Origin of the sequence: Erwinia sp. E602 (assembly GCF_018141005.1) — a bacterium.
Classification (GTDB): domain Bacteria; phylum Pseudomonadota; class Gammaproteobacteria; order Enterobacterales; family Enterobacteriaceae; genus Erwinia.
Genome location: NZ_CP046582.1, coordinates 4247865 through 4265307 on the forward strand (window position 1 = coordinate 4247865; position 17443 = coordinate 4265307).

Annotated in this window: 17 protein-coding genes; 5 read left to right on the forward strand and 12 right to left on the reverse strand. The window is 59.1% G+C overall.

The genetic code is table 11. The features are described 5' to 3' along the window. Positions 1–2: 2 nt before the first annotated feature. Positions 3–3773 carry a translocation/assembly module TamB domain-containing protein gene (locus GKQ23_RS21090; protein WP_212409355.1) on the reverse strand — a complete coding sequence of 1257 codons (3771 nt, stop codon included), beginning with the start codon at positions 3771–3773 and terminating at the stop codon, positions 3–5. After that, positions 3770–5509: an autotransporter assembly complex family protein gene (locus tag GKQ23_RS21095; protein WP_056235460.1), complete on the reverse strand. Its 1740-nt coding sequence runs from the start codon at positions 5507–5509 to the stop codon at positions 3770–3772. The genes GKQ23_RS21090 and GKQ23_RS21095 overlap by 4 nt, the downstream gene beginning before the upstream one ends. Before the next feature lie 475 nt (positions 5510–5984). On the opposite strand from GKQ23_RS21095, the gene GKQ23_RS21100 reads away from it, so the two are divergent. Next, entirely contained in the window at positions 5985–7313 is a 1329-nt protein-coding gene (locus tag GKQ23_RS21100; protein WP_212409356.1) for a hemolysin family protein, read from the forward strand. A 93-nt stretch (positions 7314–7406) separates the two neighbouring features. Here the strand turns inward: GKQ23_RS21100 and GKQ23_RS21105 are convergent, their stop codons facing one another. Next, entirely contained in the window at positions 7407–7613 is a 207-nt protein-coding gene (locus GKQ23_RS21105; protein ID WP_056235452.1) for a DUF1107 domain-containing protein, read from the reverse strand. 320 nt (positions 7614–7933) lie between these two features. Between GKQ23_RS21105 and GKQ23_RS21110 the strand changes: the two genes are divergently transcribed. Next, on the forward strand, positions 7934–8488 hold the full coding sequence (locus GKQ23_RS21110; protein WP_056236368.1) for a YtfJ family protein: 555 nt from the start codon (positions 7934–7936) through the stop codon (positions 8486–8488). A gap of 209 nt (positions 8489–8697) precedes the next feature. Here the strand turns inward: GKQ23_RS21110 and cysQ are convergent, their stop codons facing one another. Continuing rightward, the gene (gene cysQ, locus GKQ23_RS21115; protein WP_212409357.1) at positions 8698–9444 is read right to left on the reverse strand and encodes a 3'(2'),5'-bisphosphate nucleotidase CysQ; all 747 of its coding nucleotides are present in this window, start codon (positions 9442–9444) and stop codon (positions 8698–8700) included. Positions 9445–9749: 305 nt separating this feature from the next. Here cysQ and GKQ23_RS21120 point away from each other — a divergent pair, with 305 nt between their 5' ends. Further along, on the forward strand, positions 9750–11687 hold the full coding sequence (locus GKQ23_RS21120) for a bifunctional 2',3'-cyclic-nucleotide 2'-phosphodiesterase/3'-nucleotidase (protein WP_212409358.1): 1938 nt from the start codon (positions 9750–9752) through the stop codon (positions 11685–11687). 212 nt (positions 11688–11899) lie between these two features. On the opposite strand, the gene fklB is transcribed toward GKQ23_RS21120, so the two are convergent. Both fklB and GKQ23_RS21130 read right to left on the reverse strand, forming a co-directional pair. Next, positions 11900–12520 carry an FKBP-type peptidyl-prolyl cis-trans isomerase gene (gene fklB, locus GKQ23_RS21125; protein ID WP_056235443.1) on the reverse strand — a complete coding sequence of 207 codons (621 nt, stop codon included), beginning with the start codon at positions 12518–12520 and terminating at the stop codon, positions 11900–11902. Further along, positions 12501–12857 carry a hypothetical protein gene (locus GKQ23_RS21130; protein WP_212411981.1) on the reverse strand — a complete coding sequence of 119 codons (357 nt, stop codon included), beginning with the start codon at positions 12855–12857 and terminating at the stop codon, positions 12501–12503. Before GKQ23_RS21130 ends, fklB begins: the two co-directional genes overlap by 20 nt. A 43-nt stretch (positions 12858–12900) precedes the next feature. On the opposite strand from GKQ23_RS21130, the gene GKQ23_RS21135 reads away from it, so the two are divergent. Continuing rightward, entirely contained in the window at positions 12901–13443 is a 543-nt protein-coding gene (locus GKQ23_RS21135; protein WP_249168445.1) for a LysM-like peptidoglycan-binding domain-containing protein, read from the forward strand. A 95-nt stretch (positions 13444–13538) separates the two neighbouring features. On the opposite strand, the gene rplI is transcribed toward GKQ23_RS21135, so the two are convergent. The 5 genes from rplI to yjfP form a co-directional block, all read right to left on the reverse strand. Then, positions 13539–13991: a 50S ribosomal protein L9 gene (rplI, locus tag GKQ23_RS21140; RefSeq protein ID WP_056235441.1), complete on the reverse strand. Its 453-nt coding sequence runs from the start codon at positions 13989–13991 to the stop codon at positions 13539–13541. A gap of 40 nt (positions 13992–14031) precedes the next feature. After that, positions 14032–14259 carry a 30S ribosomal protein S18 gene (gene rpsR / locus GKQ23_RS21145; protein ID WP_002210155.1) on the reverse strand — a complete coding sequence of 76 codons (228 nt, stop codon included), beginning with the start codon at positions 14257–14259 and terminating at the stop codon, positions 14032–14034. Between the two features lie 4 nt (positions 14260–14263). Continuing rightward, entirely contained in the window at positions 14264–14581 is a 318-nt protein-coding gene (gene priB / locus GKQ23_RS21150; protein WP_056236364.1) for a primosomal replication protein N, read from the reverse strand. A gap of 6 nt (positions 14582–14587) precedes the next feature. After that, positions 14588–14983: a 30S ribosomal protein S6 gene (gene rpsF, locus GKQ23_RS21155; protein ID WP_056235438.1), complete on the reverse strand. Its 396-nt coding sequence runs from the start codon at positions 14981–14983 to the stop codon at positions 14588–14590. Positions 14984–15328: 345 nt separating this feature from the next. Next, on the reverse strand, positions 15329–16078 hold the full coding sequence (yjfP, locus tag GKQ23_RS21160; protein WP_101506113.1) for an esterase: 750 nt from the start codon (positions 16076–16078) through the stop codon (positions 15329–15331). A gap of 222 nt (positions 16079–16300) precedes the next feature. Here yjfP and bsmA point away from each other — a divergent pair, with 222 nt between their 5' ends. Further along, positions 16301–16615 (forward strand): biofilm peroxide resistance protein BsmA, encoded by a 315-nt coding sequence (gene bsmA, locus GKQ23_RS21165; RefSeq protein ID WP_212409360.1) that lies wholly within the window; start codon positions 16301–16303, stop codon positions 16613–16615. Positions 16616–16666: 51 nt separating this feature from the next. On the opposite strand, the gene rlmB is transcribed toward bsmA, so the two are convergent. Continuing rightward, the gene (gene rlmB, locus GKQ23_RS21170) at positions 16667–17401 is read right to left on the reverse strand and encodes a 23S rRNA (guanosine(2251)-2'-O)-methyltransferase RlmB (protein WP_212409361.1); all 735 of its coding nucleotides are present in this window, start codon (positions 17399–17401) and stop codon (positions 16667–16669) included. Between the last annotated feature and the right edge of the window lie 42 nt (positions 17402–17443).

A 17443-nucleotide genomic window follows, 5' to 3' on the forward strand; every position in this document is an offset into this window, starting at 1 on the left:
TGCTAGAACTCGAACTGATAGAGCACATCCAGCGCCTGGTCGATACCAGACACGGCTTCCAAATAGAGTTTAGGCATCAGGCGATAACGTAACGTTAAGGTCGCCAGTGAATCAAAGATGCCAACACCGTATTTTACCTGTAGACCCGGCAGCACATAGCCGCTGACCTGCACCTGCTGGCTGTCGCCAACCCCTGCAGTGTCCAGCGCCAGATTGCTGACGCCGAAGGTCTCACCGATTTTACCCACAATCTGCCCACTTTGTGCAACCCCCAATCCCACTAATGCTGAGGTTAATGCATCGCTGTCGCTGCCGGAGGCGTTCAGCCCCTGGCCTCTGAGCAGATAAGAGAGCGCTTCCTGCTGCGACATCGCCGGATCAGAGAAGACTTCCGCCTTCGGCTCGTCGGCCAGCCCGGTGACGCGCACCCCGGCTGTGACGTCATCTTCCGTCGCTTCCGGATTACGGATCGCCTCGATATTCAGGTAAGGCTGGTCCGGCGGCCCGGCAAACTGCAGCTCGCCTTTACGCACGATCAGATCCTGACCGTACGCGTGGAAGCGGCCGGACGGGATGTTGATCTGGCCATTCAGCCCAAGCCCGCGCTTGTCCTGCACCAGCTTCAGGTCGCCGTTCAGCTTCGCTTTCAGGCCGAAAGCGCTCAGGCGCACGTCGTCACCCACATGGATAATCAGGTTGCTGTTGATCGGGATCGCCGTCGACTTCGGTGCGATCGGCTTCAGCTGCGGGTCCAGCAGCACTTCGTCGGCGGAGACGCCCACCGCGCTCTCCGGCACCTCCTGCACGGTGATGCGCGCCCACGGGATATCCACCCGGCCGTCGAGGTTGAACAGCGACGGCGTGGCCTCAAACACCAGGTCCGGCGACACGTCCATGCGCACCATCGGCGGCACCGTGACGCGGATTTTCTGGCCTTTGGCCGCCACCCGCGCCCGCCAGTTATCCAGCTGGCTCCAGTCGGCGTCGCCGTTCAGCGCAATCTGCCCCTGAGAGGTCTGAATCACTCCTTCGAGCGTCGAGCTCATGCCGTTAAACAGCATGCTCAGGTTAGCGGTGGTGAGATCCACCGGCATAAAGCTGCCTTCAACGTCGACGTTGCGCAGCCCCAGCTGGCCGAACACCTGCGGCCGCTGCAGGTTACCGCCCAGCCGCAGGTTGCTGTTCAGTACCCCGGCGACCTTCTCGCCGCGCATCAGCGCCGGATTGAGCATCGCCAGCGACAGGCTGGTGATATTGACGTTGCCGGAAAGGGCGCGCCGCCCCTGCGGATCGGCGATCTGCACGTTGCCGTCGAGCTGGCCGTTACCGGCGATGCGGATCAGCCAGTCGAGCTGCGCCTGGCCATTTTTCAGCGCGGCGTTAAGGTTCAGCGTATTAAAGGCCACCGGCAGCGTATTGCCCTGCACGTCCTGCGCCAGCTTCACGCCGTTGCCTTTCAGCGACACGCGCCCGGTTGGCAGCCTGCCGTCGGCGGTCCAGCTGACGTCGGCATCGCCGCTGAAGCCGCCGTTGACCTGGGTGCCTTCCGGCATAAACGGCTTGATCATCGCCAGGTCGAAGCGTTCCAGCACCACGCGGGCGTGGCCGGACGGGCCGGCCTCCACCGTCTGCGGCACGCACAGCTGCGCATTGGGGTTCTGCCAGCAGTGCGGGCCTATCGACACCGTCTGCTTCGCGTTAAGGTAATCCAGCGCGATCGCGCGGGTCAGCCGCCACTCGCCCACCGGCGTATCGAAGCGGGTGTTGTTCAGTTGCCCCTGCCAGCGCTGGGCGGCACGGTCAAAACTGCCGCTTAAGGCCAGCTGACCGGAGACCGGCTCACCCTGCAGGTTCAGCTTCAGCTGGTGCTGTTTCTCGCTGCCGCTGGCGTCGAGGGTCAGCAGGTTCACCGCCAGCGCATCCTGCTTCAGCTGCTCCACGCGCAGTTTGAGCTTGCCCTGAATCTGTTCGCCGGAGCTGACATCACCGTCAAGCTTGATGCGGCCGACGCGCAGCGCCTGCCAGCGCAGCCCGCTGGCGGTGAGGTCCGCCAGCAGCTGCGGCGTTTTCAGATCGCCACGGGCGCGGATCGTCCCTTTCGCCACGCCGCCAAGGCCCGGCAGCGCGTTATCCAGATGCTGCGCGTCGATGTCGGCGTCCAGATTTAGCTTATCGCCCAGCGAACCTTTCAGGCTGACGTTGTTGCGCCCCAGAATCAGCTTAATGCCCGGAATATCCCACTGGTTATAGCTGTTGCCGTACAGGGTGCCGTCGGCGCTCACCGCGTTATTACGCACGTTGCCGCGCAGCCTGAGCTCCGGGACGCGCATCTGCCAGCTGCCGCCGTACAGGCTGCCGCGGGTGGTGATTTTGCCCTCCAGCTTCGCCGGCCAGTCCGGGTACTGTTTCGCGGTGTTGATGCCGTTCAGCTGCAGTTCGCTGCGCCAGCTGATGGCTTTACTCCAGTCCACCAGCGCGCTGAGATCGGCGGTGCCCTGCAGCGCCGCCAGCCGTAGCTTCTCAAGGTTAAACTGTTCGACGTTGCCTTTGCCGTTCAGCGTTACGGTGGCCGGTGGCAGCCCCTGTCCCTGCAGTGCCGCCTTCAGCGACATCGCATAGTCCGTCACTTTGCCCTTAAAGCTGAAGCTGAAGTTATCCGCCGCCATCTGCGCCTCGCCGGCCAGCGGCCAGCGCAGCTGCGGGCTTTGCAGCGTCATATTCAGCGGCAGACCGGCTTCCGCCAGCCGGGTATCGGCATCCAGCTGCGCGCGCAGCGGGCCGGAGAGATTCAGCGCCAGCGTCAGCGTTTCACGCAGGTTGCCGTCAAGGGCCATTTTGATCTTCTGCCCTTTAATCGGATCAAAATTCAGCGCGCTGTTCAGGTTAAAGCTGACCGGCCAGTTCCCGCTCAGCGTCGCCTTACCGCTGGCATTGAGCTGCCCCTGCGGTGAGTCGACGTCAAAGGTTTGCAGCTGCAGCTGGTCGTTAACGGTATCCGCCCTGACCAGCAGGCGGTTAACGGTGATATCGGTGTCGCCGGTCAGGCGCAGCTGCTCGCCGAGGATCTGCTGCACACTGAGATCCAGCGGCAGGCTGAACTGCGGCAGATCGGGCAGCAGCGGTTTGGCAAACATCGCCTGCAGCGTTTCGCCCAGCGGCTTCTCATCCGGCTGCGGGTTCTGCACCTTCGGCTGTACCACCTGCTCATCGGCAACGATCGCCGCCTTCGGCAGTGCGATCAGTAATCCCTGAATATGGGTTGGCGTCAGCGTCAGGGAGCGTCCCTGCCAGCTCATGCCACTGGTAAAATCGGCCAGTGACACCGCGGTATCGTCGATTCTGACGTTGATATTGTGCAGCGCGATGCGCTTCAGGCTCAGCGGGTACGGCGTGCTGAAGTCACCGCTGCTCTGCTGCTCTTCCGGCTGTTCTGCCGCCGGCGACAGCTTGCTGCTGTCCACCACCACGTTGACGTCTTTCAGCGACAGGTCGTTGATGCAGAAAGCGCTGTTCTTCAGGCAGCTGAGCTGCACGGCGAGGTGGAACTCCCCGGCGCTCACCGCCACGCCCGGCATCTCATACTTTACGCCTTTAAGCGTCAGGTTACGCCAGCCGCCGTCCACCTGCTGGATCGCCAGCCCCGGCACCCAGCGCGCCGCGGAATTCAGCACCAGATGTAAGCCACTGGTGGTGCCGATTAAAAACGCCACGCCGCCCAGCAGCAGTACGATAAAAATCAGAATGCCAGTCAGGCCCTTTTTCCACCACTTCATAGTTCAGGCCCCAGTCCAATGTAAAACTGAATGTCACGATCGTCCCTGTCACCGATTGGCCGGGCGATATCGACCTTAATCGGCCCCACCGGTGATTGCCAGCGCACGCCGAAGCCGGCACCGGTCTTAACGTTGCTCTGCTTGATATCGTTTACCGCTTCACCGGAATCGACAAACACCGCCCCCCACCACTTGCCGGTGACGTTGTACTGATACTCCAGCGAGCCGGTAGCCAGTTTGGAGGCACCGGTCAGCTTGCCTTCATCGTCACGCGGGGAGATGCCCTTGTATTTGTAGCCGCGAATGCTGCGATCGCCACCGGCGAAGAAACGCAGGTCCGGCGGCACTTTCTCGAAGTTGTTGGTCTCGATCCAGCCGAGATTGCCGCGCACCACAAAGCGGTGCTTCTCTTCCAGGGTGCGGATCCAGACGTTCTGCGCCTGCATCACCGCGAAATCGACGTCAGAGCCCCAGGTGGTGTCGGAGACGTCCAGCGAGTAGCGCTGCGAATCCCCCCAGTCCGGCATCAGCCCGCCGCGCGAGCGGGTACGGTTAACGCTGACGCCAGGGTAGATCAGCATGGTGGTGTTGGTGACTTTACCCTGGGTAAAGTGGTCGAGGCTCCAGCGCAGGTTAATGGCGCGCTGCCAGCCGCTGGAGCTGTCCCAGTAGCGTGAGCCGGCCAGGGTGGTGGAGTCGGATTTGGTGTCGTTGAGGTCGGTGCGTTTCACCCCGCCCTGCACCAGGTAGTACTGCTCAAGCGGGCTTTTACGCAGCGGCATTTTGTAGCTGAAATCCAGCTGCTGCTCGGGCGCAGAGATATTGGCGCTGGTGGAAAAGCTGTGACCACGATCGTTGACCCAGGGTTTTTTCCAGGTGGCCTTCACCCGCGGGCCGACGTCGGTGGAGTAGCCCACGCCGGTTTCAATGGTATTCTCGGTACGCGGCGACATCACGCCATGTAGCGGCAACACTTTGCTGTTACGCGCTTGTTTAAAGTCCGGTGCCACCACCACCGAGTTAAACCAGCCGGTGGCCGACAGGCGGCGGTTCATCTCCGCCAGATCGCGTGAGTTGTAGTAATCACCCTGCTTAAACGGCACCAGGTTTTGCAGATAGTCTTCGCGGATCTGCGACCCTTCAAAGGTCACTGCGCCAAAGCGGTAACGCTGCCCGCTGTCATAGTCGATATCCCAGAACGCTTCACGCCGTTCCACTGCCACGCCGAGCTGGCTCTTTTTAAAATCGCCGTCAAAGTAACCTTTGCGCAGAGCCATATTACTCAGCGAACTTTTAAACTTATCGTATTTGCCGTGGTTGAGGATGCTGCCGATGGCCGGTTTGCCGTCGCGTACCAGCTGCTGGTAGTCGCTGTCCGTCCGCGCATCACCGCGCAGGATGATGGTTTCTCCGGCGATCTTTACCGGTTCCCCGGCGCTGACTCTGGCCAGCAACACGGGACGGCCGCCTTTGGCCGGAGCGGGCAACAGTTCGAAGTCTATCTGCGGCTCATAGTAGCCCAGCGCCTTCAGCCCCTGTTTGATCGCGTCACTGACCCTTGCGCGAAAGCGACCGTCGGCGTTCACTTCATCGCTGCTGATGGTGGACAAACGTGCCCTGACGTTTTTTTGTAACTCTGCGGATAATCCGGTGACCTGCAAACGCACGTTGGCCGCCTGAGCGGCCGGTGCGGCGATCAGCAGGCCACAGATGCAATAGATTGGAAATCTCGGCACGCGTGCTCCCCTGTGTTATGCCAGCCCGCACTCCGCCGGGCCCACCCTGGTAACTATAAAGTAGCTTAATGTGCGCTACGGATTGGCAAAAATGACGATAAGTGATGAAAAAAAGCTGAGGATCGGCAATCCGGTTCAATTAACGCAAATTAGCTGAATATTGTCGGCGAAACCCCACAGGGTTACAACCCCGGTTAAGGTCAGCGATTAATGCCGCAATTGTAAGCATTCACCGGCAAGGCTATAATCACTGCCGGTGGCTGTTCAACAGCCCCGATAACCCTTCTGCCCCGGCGCACCTGCCGAACTGGCGCAGACATTTTTGGCACGGATAGCCCTGTAAGCACCATCTATTGCCCGCAGAATCCCGCGCGCTGCCCAGGCCAAAAATGACAAGTACTTAACCCGGCCACGCGTTGCAGCGCAATTTCAATGCAGATTGACGATCGGCGCCGAGCCTTTGTATGGATGTTCTATGTTAGACAGCTTGCTTGTCATCTTACTGCTGATTGCCATCAGCTCATTCTTTTCACTGTCAGAAATCTCTCTGGCGGCCGCGCGTAAAATTAAGCTTAAGCTGCTGGCCGACGAAGGCAACGTCAACGCGCAGCGCGTGATGAAAATGCAGGAAACCCCGGGCATGTTCTTCACCGTGGTGCAGATCGGCCTGAACGCGGTGGCGATCCTTGGCGGTATCGTCGGCGATGCCGCCTTCACTCCGGCTTTTCGTTCCCTGTTTGAGCGCATCGTCGCACCGGAGCTGGCCGAGCGCCTGAGCTTTATCTGCTCATTTACCCTGGTCACCAGCCTGTTTATCCTGTTCGCCGATCTGTTCCCGAAACGTCTGGGCATGATTGCGCCGGAGTCCATGGCGCTGAGGATCATCAACCCGATGCGTTTCTGCCTGTTCCTGTTCACCCCGCTGGTGTGGTTCTTCAACGGCGGCGCCAACATCATCTTCCGCCTGTTTAAGATCCCGCTGGTGCGTAAAGACGATATCACCTCCGACGATATTTACGCGGTGGTGGAAGCCGGCGCGCTGGCCGGCGTGCTGCGTAAACAGGAGCACGCGCTGATTGAGAACGTGTTTGAGCTGGAGTCGCGCACCGTGCCGTCGTCGATGACCTCACGCGAGAACGTGGTGTGGTTTGACCTGCATGAAGACGAAACCAGCCTGAAACAGAAGATTGCCAGCCACCCGCACTCGCGTTTCCTGGTGTGTAACTCAGATATCGATCACGTGGTCGGCTACGTCGATTCAAAAGAGCTGCTGTTACGCGTGCTGGGCAATCAGAGTATGACCCTGAACAGCGGCGTGCAGATCCGTTCGGCGCTGATCGTGCCGGATACGCTGACGCTGTCAGAGGCGCTGGAAAGCTTTAAAGCGGCGGGTGAAGACTTCGCGGTGATTATGAACGAATACGCGCTGGTGGTCGGTATCATCACCCTCAACGACGTGATGACCACGCTGATGGGCGACCTGGTCGGCCCGGGGATGGAAGAGCAGATCGTCGCGCGTGACGAGAACTCGTGGCTGGTTGAGGGAGGAACGCCGATTGAAGACGTGATGCGCGCGCTGGATATCGATCAGTTCCCGCAGTCCGGCAACTATGAAACCATCGGCGGCTTTATGATGTTTATGCTGCGCAAAATCCCGAAGCGTACCGACTTCGTCAAGCTGCAGGGCTATAAGTTTGAGGTGGTGGATATTGATAACTACCGCATCGACCAGCTGCTGGTGACGCGAGTGGATGAGCGTCCGGCTGCGGCAATATTGCCGAAGGCGGCAGAGACCGAAGAGTAAAAGGCGGAAGATTGCGCCCGCAGCCGCACTGAGCGATCGATGCGGCCTGCAGCTGACTCTCTAAAAAGGCACCCACGGGTGCCTTTTTTCACTTTAGTTAAACTCAGACTGCAGACGCAGTACCTGACGGTTAACCTCTGACATCACGCTGTAATGCTGCTTGTCTTTAACACGCGGCACCAGGATTTTGCCCTTATCAAATTCAAATGCCCCGACGTCCTTGATATATAAACGGCCGCGGAACAGGATTTTGACGTACTTTGCCACCTGCAGTGGGTTGTAACGCTGGAAAATTTTCATTCTCTTTCTACTCCTGAATATTGAACGTACGCTTCGTCGCGGCCTAATCGGGCCAGCATCCGTGAAGCGCAAAGTACCTGTACTATAGAACACAGCCAGCGGCGAATGTTCCTAAAACTGAATTTTTTTACTGATTTTACACATCATGACAGAACTCTCTGTTGCCTGACGCTCTGCAACCAGTATAAACCTTCAGTTAAAAGGGATTTGTGCGGCAGCTAGCAAAGCTGACACTTCGCTGCGACAGGCGCATCATCCGCACTTATTATTGCAGTGATATGACCAACTGGTCGGATCACACAAACAGTGGAGCTTCCATGATGAGTGCATCGCGTTTTACCGCCCTTCTCTGCCTGTTACTGCCGCTCGGCGTTGCGGCCCACAACTTCCATACCGGCCAGCGCGTGGCCCCGGTCGGTATCGCCGATCGCGGAGAACTGCTGTGGCAACATGATAAGTTTAGCTATAAAAACTGGAACAGCGCGCAGTTACCCGGAAAAGTTCGCGTGCTTCAACATATTGCCGGCCGCTCTTCCGCTAAAGAGCAGAACGCCGCGTTGATCGAGGCGATTAAAGCGGCAAAGCTGCCGCACGATCGTTATCAGACCACCACCCTGGTCAACACCGATGACGCCATTCCCGGCACCGGCATGTTTGTGCGCAGCAGCATTGAGGGCAATAAGCAGCAGTTCCCCTGGTCGCAGTTTATCGTCGACAGCAACGGTGCAGCCAGGCAGGCGTGGCAGCTGAATGAAGGCGGTTCGGCGATCGTGGTGCTGGATAAGCAGGGGCAGGTGCAGTTTGCCAAAGACGGCGCGCTGACTCAGGACGAGGTTAAGCAGGTGATGGCATTACTGCACAAACTGCTGGAATAAGAAGCCGCTGCTCTGAAAAGACGCTACTCCCGGAAGCTGCGGCAGAACGGGCAGGAATTACCCTCTGACGTTTGCTAAAACCAGCCACTGCGCAGAGGCTGCAGGCTGCTTAGCGCCAGGACTGAGTACCGCATCATCTCGCTGGCGATAAAGGCCAGGCGTTTCTGGCAGCCTGATTAAGGCCGCCAGAGGTATCCGATCGGTGCCAGTCAGAAGATCGACACGCGGAAGCCCGGATTGAGGAACGACTCGCGCGGGGTGTAATCCAGCGTGTTGCCCTGCCAGTCGGTGACGTGCGCCCCGGCGGCCAGCGCCACGGCGTGGCCGGCACCGGTATCCCAGATATTGGTCGGCCCGAAGCGCGGATAGAGCTGCGCTTCGCCTTCGGCCACCAGGCAGAACTTCAGCGACGAACCGATGGCGGTGGTCTGGTGCTCGCCAAGCTGGCTGAGATACTCCTTCAGCTCCAGATCCTTGTCGGCGTGGGAACGGCTGATGACGACCAGCGGCGGATGCGCCTCACGCACCCGGATGCGCGTCTTCTCACCGTTGGCCTCTTTCCACGCGCTGCCCCCGGCCGCCGAGTACATCACGTCCGTCACCGGCGCATACACCACGCCCAGCACCGGCTTACCGCCCTCGATCAGCGCGATATTGACGGTGAACTCGCCGTTACGCTTGATAAACTCCTTGGTGCCGTCCAGCGGATCGACCAGCCAGTAGCGCTGCCAGTGCTGACGCACCTCCCAGCTCGCCGGATCCTCTTCTGACAGTACCGGCAGCTCCGGGGTCAGCGCCTGCAGCCCGGCTATAATCACCTGATGTGCGGCGATATCGGCGGCGGTTACCGGCGAATCATCCGACTTGTGCGCTACGTCCAGCGGCGCCTGGCCGTTATAGACCTGCATAATCGCCACGCCTGCGTCACGCGCCAGCTGGCAGATGTTATCTAACATGTTGACCTCCCGATAGCCTGATAGGATGCGGCATCATCGCCGTGCGCTCATCGATCGCGGGTGAGCCACTGGCCGGCGCAACGCTGCACGGCCTGCGCTTTGTGATGCCGTTAATTATCAACAGCATAACCCAGAACATGAGGCAGAGACATTTTTTCTGCCGTCATCCGCACTATGGCTTCAGACGCCCGATGCAGATGAAAAAAACCTGCATTCCATCACGTTTTCCACTGACGACTCAACACAGTTTCACACTATTCTGCGATGGTTATACCAGTTTGCCGAATCACAAAAAGGGAGAAACCATGTTCAGACCTTGCATCACGCTCAGCGCTCTGCTGGTCAGCAGCACGCTGCACGCCGCCACGGTGGATTTTCGCATTATGGAAACCACCGATCTGCACAGCAATATGATGGATTTTGACTACTACAAGGACACCGCTACCGATAAGTATGGCCTGGTGCGCACCGCCACGCTAATCCACCAGGCGCGCGCGCAGGTGGCTAACAGCGTGCTGGTGGATAACGGCGATATCATCCAGGGCAGCCCGCTGGGCGACTACGTGGCGGCCAAAGGGCTGCACGAGGGTGAGGTGCATCCGGTGTATAAGGCGATGAATACGCTGGACTACCGCGTTGGCAACCTCGGGAATCACGAGTTCAACTACGGGCTGGATTACCTGCAAAAGGCCATTAAAGGCGCGCGCTTCCCCTATATCAACGCCAACGTGATTGATGCCGTCAGTAAAAAACCGCTGTTTACCCCGTATCTGATTGAGCCGCTAACGGTGCGGGACCGCGACGGCAAAACGCATACGTTGAAGGTCGGCTATATCGGCTTTGTGCCGCCGCAGATTATGACGTGGGATAAGGCCAACCTCAGCGGCAAGGTGACCGTTGATGATATCACCGCCACCGCGAAGAAGTGGGTGCCGGTAATGCGTGAACAGGGCGCGGATATCGTGATTGCCATCCCCCACTCCGGACTCTCCAGCGAGCCGTATCACGCGCTGGCGGAAAATTCCGTTTACTACCTGAGCCAGGTGCCAGGCATCGATGCGATTATGTTTGGCCACGCCCACGCGGTGTTCCCCGGTGAGGATTTCGCCGGCATCAAGGGCGCGGACGTTAAACAGGGCACGCTGAACGGCGTACCGGCGGTGATGCCCGGCATGTGGGGCGATCATCTTGGCGTGGTCGATCTGGTGCTGAACGATGACGCGGGCCGCTGGCAGGTCAGCTCGGCACGGGCCGAAGCGCGGCCGGTTTACGATCGCGCGGCGAAAAAATCGCTGGCGGCAGAAGATCCGGCGCTGGTGAAGGTGCTGGCCGCCGATCACGACGCCACGCGCCAGTTCGTCGGCCAGCCGATTGGCCGCTCGGCGGCGGTGATGGCCAGCTATCTGTCGCTGGTGCAGGATGACCCGACCGTGCAGATCGTCAACGATGCCCAGGCGGACTATACCCGCAAGGCTGTTCAGGGCGATCCGGACCTGGCGCGGCTGCCGGTACTTTCTGCCGCAGCGCCGTTCAAGGCCGGTGGCCGTAAAAACGATCCGGCCAGCTACGTTGAGGTCGACAAGGGTGCGCTGACCCTGCGCAACGCTGCCGACCTCTATCTCTACCCGAATACGCTGGTGGTACTTAAGGTCAGCGGCGCGCAGGTCAAAGAGTGGCTGGAGTGCAGCGCCGGGCAGTTTAATCAGATCGATATTCACAACAGCCAGCCGCAGTCGCTGATTAACTGGGATTACCGCACCTACAACTTCGATACCATCGACGGGGTGAACTACCAGATCGACGTGACCCAGCCCGCACGCTACGATGCGGCGTGTCAGTTACGTGATAAGAACGCCTCGCGCATCCGTAATCTGACCTGGAACGGCAAACCCGTCGATCCGGCGGCCTCCTTCCTCGTTGCCACCAATAATTACCGCGCCTACGGCGGCAGCTTTGCCGGTACCGGCGAGCAGCAGGTGGCGTTTGCCTCGCCGGATGAAAACCGTTCGGTGGTGGCCGCCTATATCAGCGCGCAGACTAAAGCCCACGGCGAGGTAAAACCGCAGGCGGATAATAACTGGAAGCTGGCACCGATCGTCAGCAGCACGCCGCTGGATATCCGCTTTGAGACCGCACCGGGGGAAAAGGCTGCCACCTTTATTAAGAGCCATGCGCAGTATCCGCTGCAGCAGGTGGGCAGCGATCAAAACGGCTTTGCTATTTACCGCATTACGCTGAACTGAGCCTGCACTCCCCCGGACGGGATAACAACCGGCTCCGTTCCACCTGAAGCCACAGGCCGGTAACCCGGTCAGGCTGCAGACGTGACCGGATGGGGATCCCGCCGGGGATTATCAGAATGGCAGCCGCCGGTAATAAAAAAGCCATCACCGTGAAGACGGTGATGGCTTTTATTTTGCCCGGGCGGCGATCGCACCGCCCGCCGCAAAGCGGCTTACAGAATTTCCAGCAGCTCGACCTCAAATACCAGGGTGCTGAACGGCGGGATCGAGGCACCGGCGCCGCGCTCGCCGTAGGCGAGGTTGTGTGGGATCACCAGCTGCCATTTAGAACCGACCGGCATCAGGGTCAGCGCTTCGATCCAGCCTGGGATCACGCCGCTCACCGGGAACTCAGCCGGCTCGCCGCGCTGTACGGAACTGTCGAACACGCTGCCGTCGATCAGTTTACCGGTGTAGTGCACGCGCACGCGGTCCTGACGGGACGGGATCGCACCTTCACCCTGGGTCAGCACGCTGAACTGCAGACCGGTTTCGGTGCTGTTCACGCCTTCACGCTGGGCGTTCTCTTCGAGGAATTTCTGACCTTCTACGGCCAGCGCCTGCTGGCGCTCGCTGCGCACCACTTCTGCACGCTCGTGGACTTCGCGCAGCGCACGGTGTACCACGTCAACCGGGACAGCAGGAGCATTCCCTTCCAGCGCGTCGCGCAGGCCCGCTAACAGCGCTTCGGGCTGCAGACCCTGCAGGCCGGATTCCTGTAACTGCTGACCGACCTGTAAGCCGATACCGTAACTTGCTTGCGCTTCAACACTGTCAAAAGAAGGGGTAGACATGAATTTTCCTTTCATCATTGATAAAAACCAGCCCGAAGCATAACAGCGCAGCGAACGGGCGTAAAATCTCATCTTCCGCAGGTGACTTTTGTACCGGAAAAAGAAACAATATCATTACCAATTTTAAGCCTTGCCTGATTGTCGCCGGGCAAAAAATCCGATCTGATGCGAAATGCGTGAAAAAACGCGTCGTGTGAGATGAAGATGACCAACAAAGTTTCCCGGCCAAGAGTGGTTCAGCTACAGTGTACTCAGAGGTATTAATGGGCCAGATTGCCCGCAGGAAACGCAAAAGCCCGCCGCTTGCCGCTTCCTGGTTGAAGATCAGCACGATCAAAAACTCACTGACTGCGCGTTTTTCGCGTCAGAAGGAGAACGACATGCCAGGAGCATTCCGCGCGCTACGCGCCCCCGAATGGCTGATCCGGCTCTGGCACCTGCCGGATCGGATCAGCTGGATGGATCCGCTGCCACTACCGCACCGTCGCGGCATTATCATTGCCGTGCTGGTGATTTTACTGGCCTTTTTATGGCCGTCCGCCGCACCGCAGCGCGCGGTGGAAACCCCGTTACAGAACGGCTCCGCGCCGCGAGAGGTGCCGCTGCAGGCTACGATCGAAGGCGATTTAAACGCCCCGGTCACCGCCCAGCGTGATACTCAGGGGCAGTGGAACAGCTACACTATCTCTTCCGGCCAGACGCTGGCACAGCTGTTCCGCGACAATAATCTGCCGGTCAACGACGTGTTTTCGATGGCACAGGTAGAGGGGGCGGATCGTCCGCTGAGTACCTTACGTAGCGGTCAGCAGGTCAAAATTCGTCAGAACGCGCAGGGGGTGGTGAACGGCTTAACGCTGCAGGGGGCCAGCGGTGAGATCCTGTTTACCCGTCAGCCGGACGGCAGTTTTATCCGGGCACAGTAACCGGCGCATCGCCGCCGGCAGCAGGAAGAACGCCCGCTGCCGGCAGAAATAAAAACGCCGGCGCGAGGCCGGCGTTTTTACTGCGCTGGGAGCAATTACGCGCCAGCGACTACTTTCACGATCAGCTTAGCGAAGACTTCGCTGTGAACCTGGAAGTCCACTTCGTGCTCACCGGTAGTACGCAGAACGCCGTTCGGCAGACGAACTTCGCTCTTAGCCACTTCAACGCCAGCTGCAGTTACAGCGTCAGCGATGTCGCGGGTACCGATAGAACCGAACAGCCGGCCTTCGTCGCCTGCTTTAGACACGATGGTAACGGTGCCCAGTGCACTGATGGTCTCAGCACGTGCGTTAGCTGCAGACAGAACGTCAGCCAGTTTGGCTTCCAGTTCTGCACGGCGGCCTTCGAAGAACTCAACGTTTTTCTTGGTAGCAGGAACAGCTTTGCCCTGTGGTACCAGGAAGTTACGAGCGTAGCCCGCTTTAACGTTGACCTGGTCGCCCAGGGTTCCCAGGTTTGCTACTTTATCAAGCAGAATAACTTGCATTACCTTATCCTCTTTAAGTCGTTAATAGACGGCGGCCGTATTACTGATGACGATCAGTATATGGCAGCAGGGACAGGTAGCGGGCGCGCTTGATGCAGCGAGCCAGCTGGCGCTGGTATTTTGCACGAGTACCGGTAATACGGCTCGGGACAATTTTACCGCTTTCGGTAATGTAGTTTTTCAGCGTAGCGATGTCTTTGTAATCAATCTCTACAACGCCTTCCGCGGTGAAACGGCAGAACTTGCGACGACGGAAATAACGTGCCATTAGGCTAGTCTCCAGAATCTATCAATTCAATCTGCTCGGCATGCAGTACCATTTTGTTCAGACCGTTGCGCCCTTGATGGCTGCAAATAAAGCCCTGAACGGTAAGCTGCGTACCGACCGTTATACTTTGAGTAATGGCCTGATGGGCTTTGCCGCTGATAATCACCGGCATCCGGCACCAGGCCTGCCGGTTAAAACCGGCTTCCACCTGTTCAGAACGGTGCTCAAGCACGAACTGACAGTGTGGAATTCCTGACGGGCTTATTTTTCGCACTGGCGTCTTGCACACGGTACCAGACAGCATCAGGCGATTGACCGTCACGGACAATTACTCTTCAGAATCCCCAGCATCTGCATCATCAGAGGTTTCGTTAACGAAATCTTCACGACGCTCACGGCGCTCGTCTTTCGCTTTAACCATCGGAGATGCTTCAGTTACGGCGTGCTTAACGCGCATAACCATGCTGCGGATAACGGCGTCGTTGAAGCGGAAGTTAGTTTCCAGCTCATCGATCGCTTCCTGCGGGGCTTCCACGTTCAGCAGAACGTAGTGAGCTTTGTGCAGTTTGTTGATCGGGTAAGCCAGCTGACGGCGGCCCCAGTCTTCCAGGCGGTGGATCGTACCCTGAGCACCAGTGATGGTTGCAGAGTAACGCTCGATCATGCCAGGAACCTGTTCGCTCTGGTCAGGATGAACCATAAAAACGATTTCGTAATGACGCATCGTATTTTGCTCCTTACGGATTATTCAGCCTCCTGTCAGGGTCAACCGTGGCCCATGGAAGCAAGGAACGTGTTTGTGAACGGCTGAAAAATTGACGCGTAATCATACTGGCGATAGGGGGTTAACTCAAGGTAAAGATCGAAGAAGCCGTAAATAACTCGCGCGCGGCGCAAGGCGAGCGGATGCGAATGCAGATTAACAGGAGATCGCTACGGCAGACCCGCCCGTAACTGGCCCCGGCCAGGCAGGCAGGGGCGCTCAACCGGTTGCGCAAGACAGGGTTAACCCGGCATCACGCAGGCGGGGCCAGTACGGCATCAGATCGGTACTGGCCCCGCCGGACGATTACAGGTGATGCGTAAAGAACGCTGTCAACGCCGTCAGCGCCGAAGGCGTGATGCGATGCCCGATGCCGGTTTCGGTCAGATACGTCAGGTTATCGTTCAGACCGGCCTCGCGCAGATCTTTCTCCAGCCGCACGCTTTCGGCAACCGGCACCACCTCATCAGCATCGCCGTGCCACACCAGCAGCGGGCGACTGGCAATCTTCGCCAGCTGATGGCTGACCTCGTACTCCGCCAGCGGGGCCAGCCGGGCGGCCAGCTGCGCCTTTTGTTCCGGCGAGCGGGCCACCAGCGGCGGGAACAGCGTCTGCCCCAGCTGGCTGAAGTAGCCGGAGCCCATCAGGCTGGCACCGCTGGTCAGCTGCGGATAACGCGCCAGCGCCCCCAGCGCGGTCATACCGCCCTGCGACGCCCCGGCGACCGCCAGCCGGCTGCCCGCGATCAGCTGCTGCTCACGCAGCGCCTGCTCAATCTGCGGCAGTTCATCGATATTGCTGCGCAGGATCTCCCAGAAATGGCTGAGCCGGTGCTCTGTATCACCGTTATAGCGTGAGCCATGTTGATCAGCATCAGGCAGGATGGCGCGGAAACCGGCCTGCGCCAGCGCCACCGCGAAGTAAGCATAAACCTCTTTGGAGGAGGTAAAACCATGATAAAACAGAACCGTCGGCAGCGGTTGTTCACGCTTACCGGCCGGCGCAGCATGCAGGCACTCGATGCCCGCGAAGGTTTCGGTATTCAACTCAATCATCGGCTCTCCTGGTGAAATCAGCCGCGGCAGCAAGCGGCAATGTAAAATGCGACAACGCGACAACGCGACAACGCGACAACGCGACAACGCGACAACGCGACAACGCTCAACAGTGTAAGCGGGATAAATTAATCCTGCGCACAGAAACGTCCAGGGTAAACCCGATTATTTTTCATATCCATAGCCTAAACTTAAACAAAAGATGAGGAGAGTGGGTCAACTATGCGCAACGTCCTTCTGATTACCACGCTGCTGCTTGGCGGCTGCAGCGTATTCACCACCACGCCGCAGCCACCGCCGCCGCCAACCGGCCAGCCGCAGGAGATCAACCGTGCGCAGAGCGCTGGCCTGAGCAGAATCGGCAGCACCACCGTCACCGTGCGCGGCTCACCGGATGACGCCGAACGGGCGCTGGCCGCTAAAGCGCAGGCGGCGGGGGCAACGTATTATCAGATTCAGTTAGTAAGAGAGACGGTCGCACCTGGCATGTGGTACGCCTCGGCGCTGCTGTATCGCCCGGCGGCAGGCGTGCAGTAACGCGGGTCGGCAGGCAGACGATAAACGGGGCGCGAACGCGCCCCGGAATACTTATTTCGCGCGCTGACGTACTGCTTCAAACAGACAGACGCCGGTGGCGACCGAAACGTTAAGCGAGGAGACGCTGCCCGCCATCGGAATGCTGATCAGTTCGTCACAGTGCTCGCGGGTCAGGCGACGCATGCCTTCACCCTCGGCACCCATCACCATCGCCAGCGGGCCGGTCATTTTGCTCTGATAGACGTCGTGATCGGCTTCCCCTGCGGTGCCGACGATCCATACGTTGGCTTCCTGCAGCACGCGCATGGTGCGCGCCAGGTTAGTCACACGGATCAGCGGAATATGCTCCGCCGCGCCGCTGGCCACTTTTTTAGCCGTCGCGTTAAGCGCCGCAGAACGATCCTTCGGCACGATGATCGCGTGTACGCCAGCCGCATCCGCGCTGCGCATGCAGGCGCCGAGGTTGTGCGGATCGGTAACGCCGTCGAGGATCAGCAGGAACGGATTCTCCAGGCTGGCCAGCAGGTCCGGGATATCCCCTTCCTGATACTGACGCCCCGGCTTGACGCGGGCAATGATGCCCTGGTGGGACGCCTCTTCGGATTTGTTATCCAGCACCTGCTTGCTCGCCACCTGGATGACGATGCCCTGCGCTTCCAGCGCCTTTACCAGCGTGGTCAGGCGGCGGTCATCGCGGCCCTTCTGGATAAACACTTCCTGGAAACGCTGCGGATCGCTGTCCAGCAGCGCCTGCACGGCGTGAATACCAAATACAATTTCACTCATCTCATCAATCCGGTGGTTCGTTAATTATGCTGCCGGGGCGCA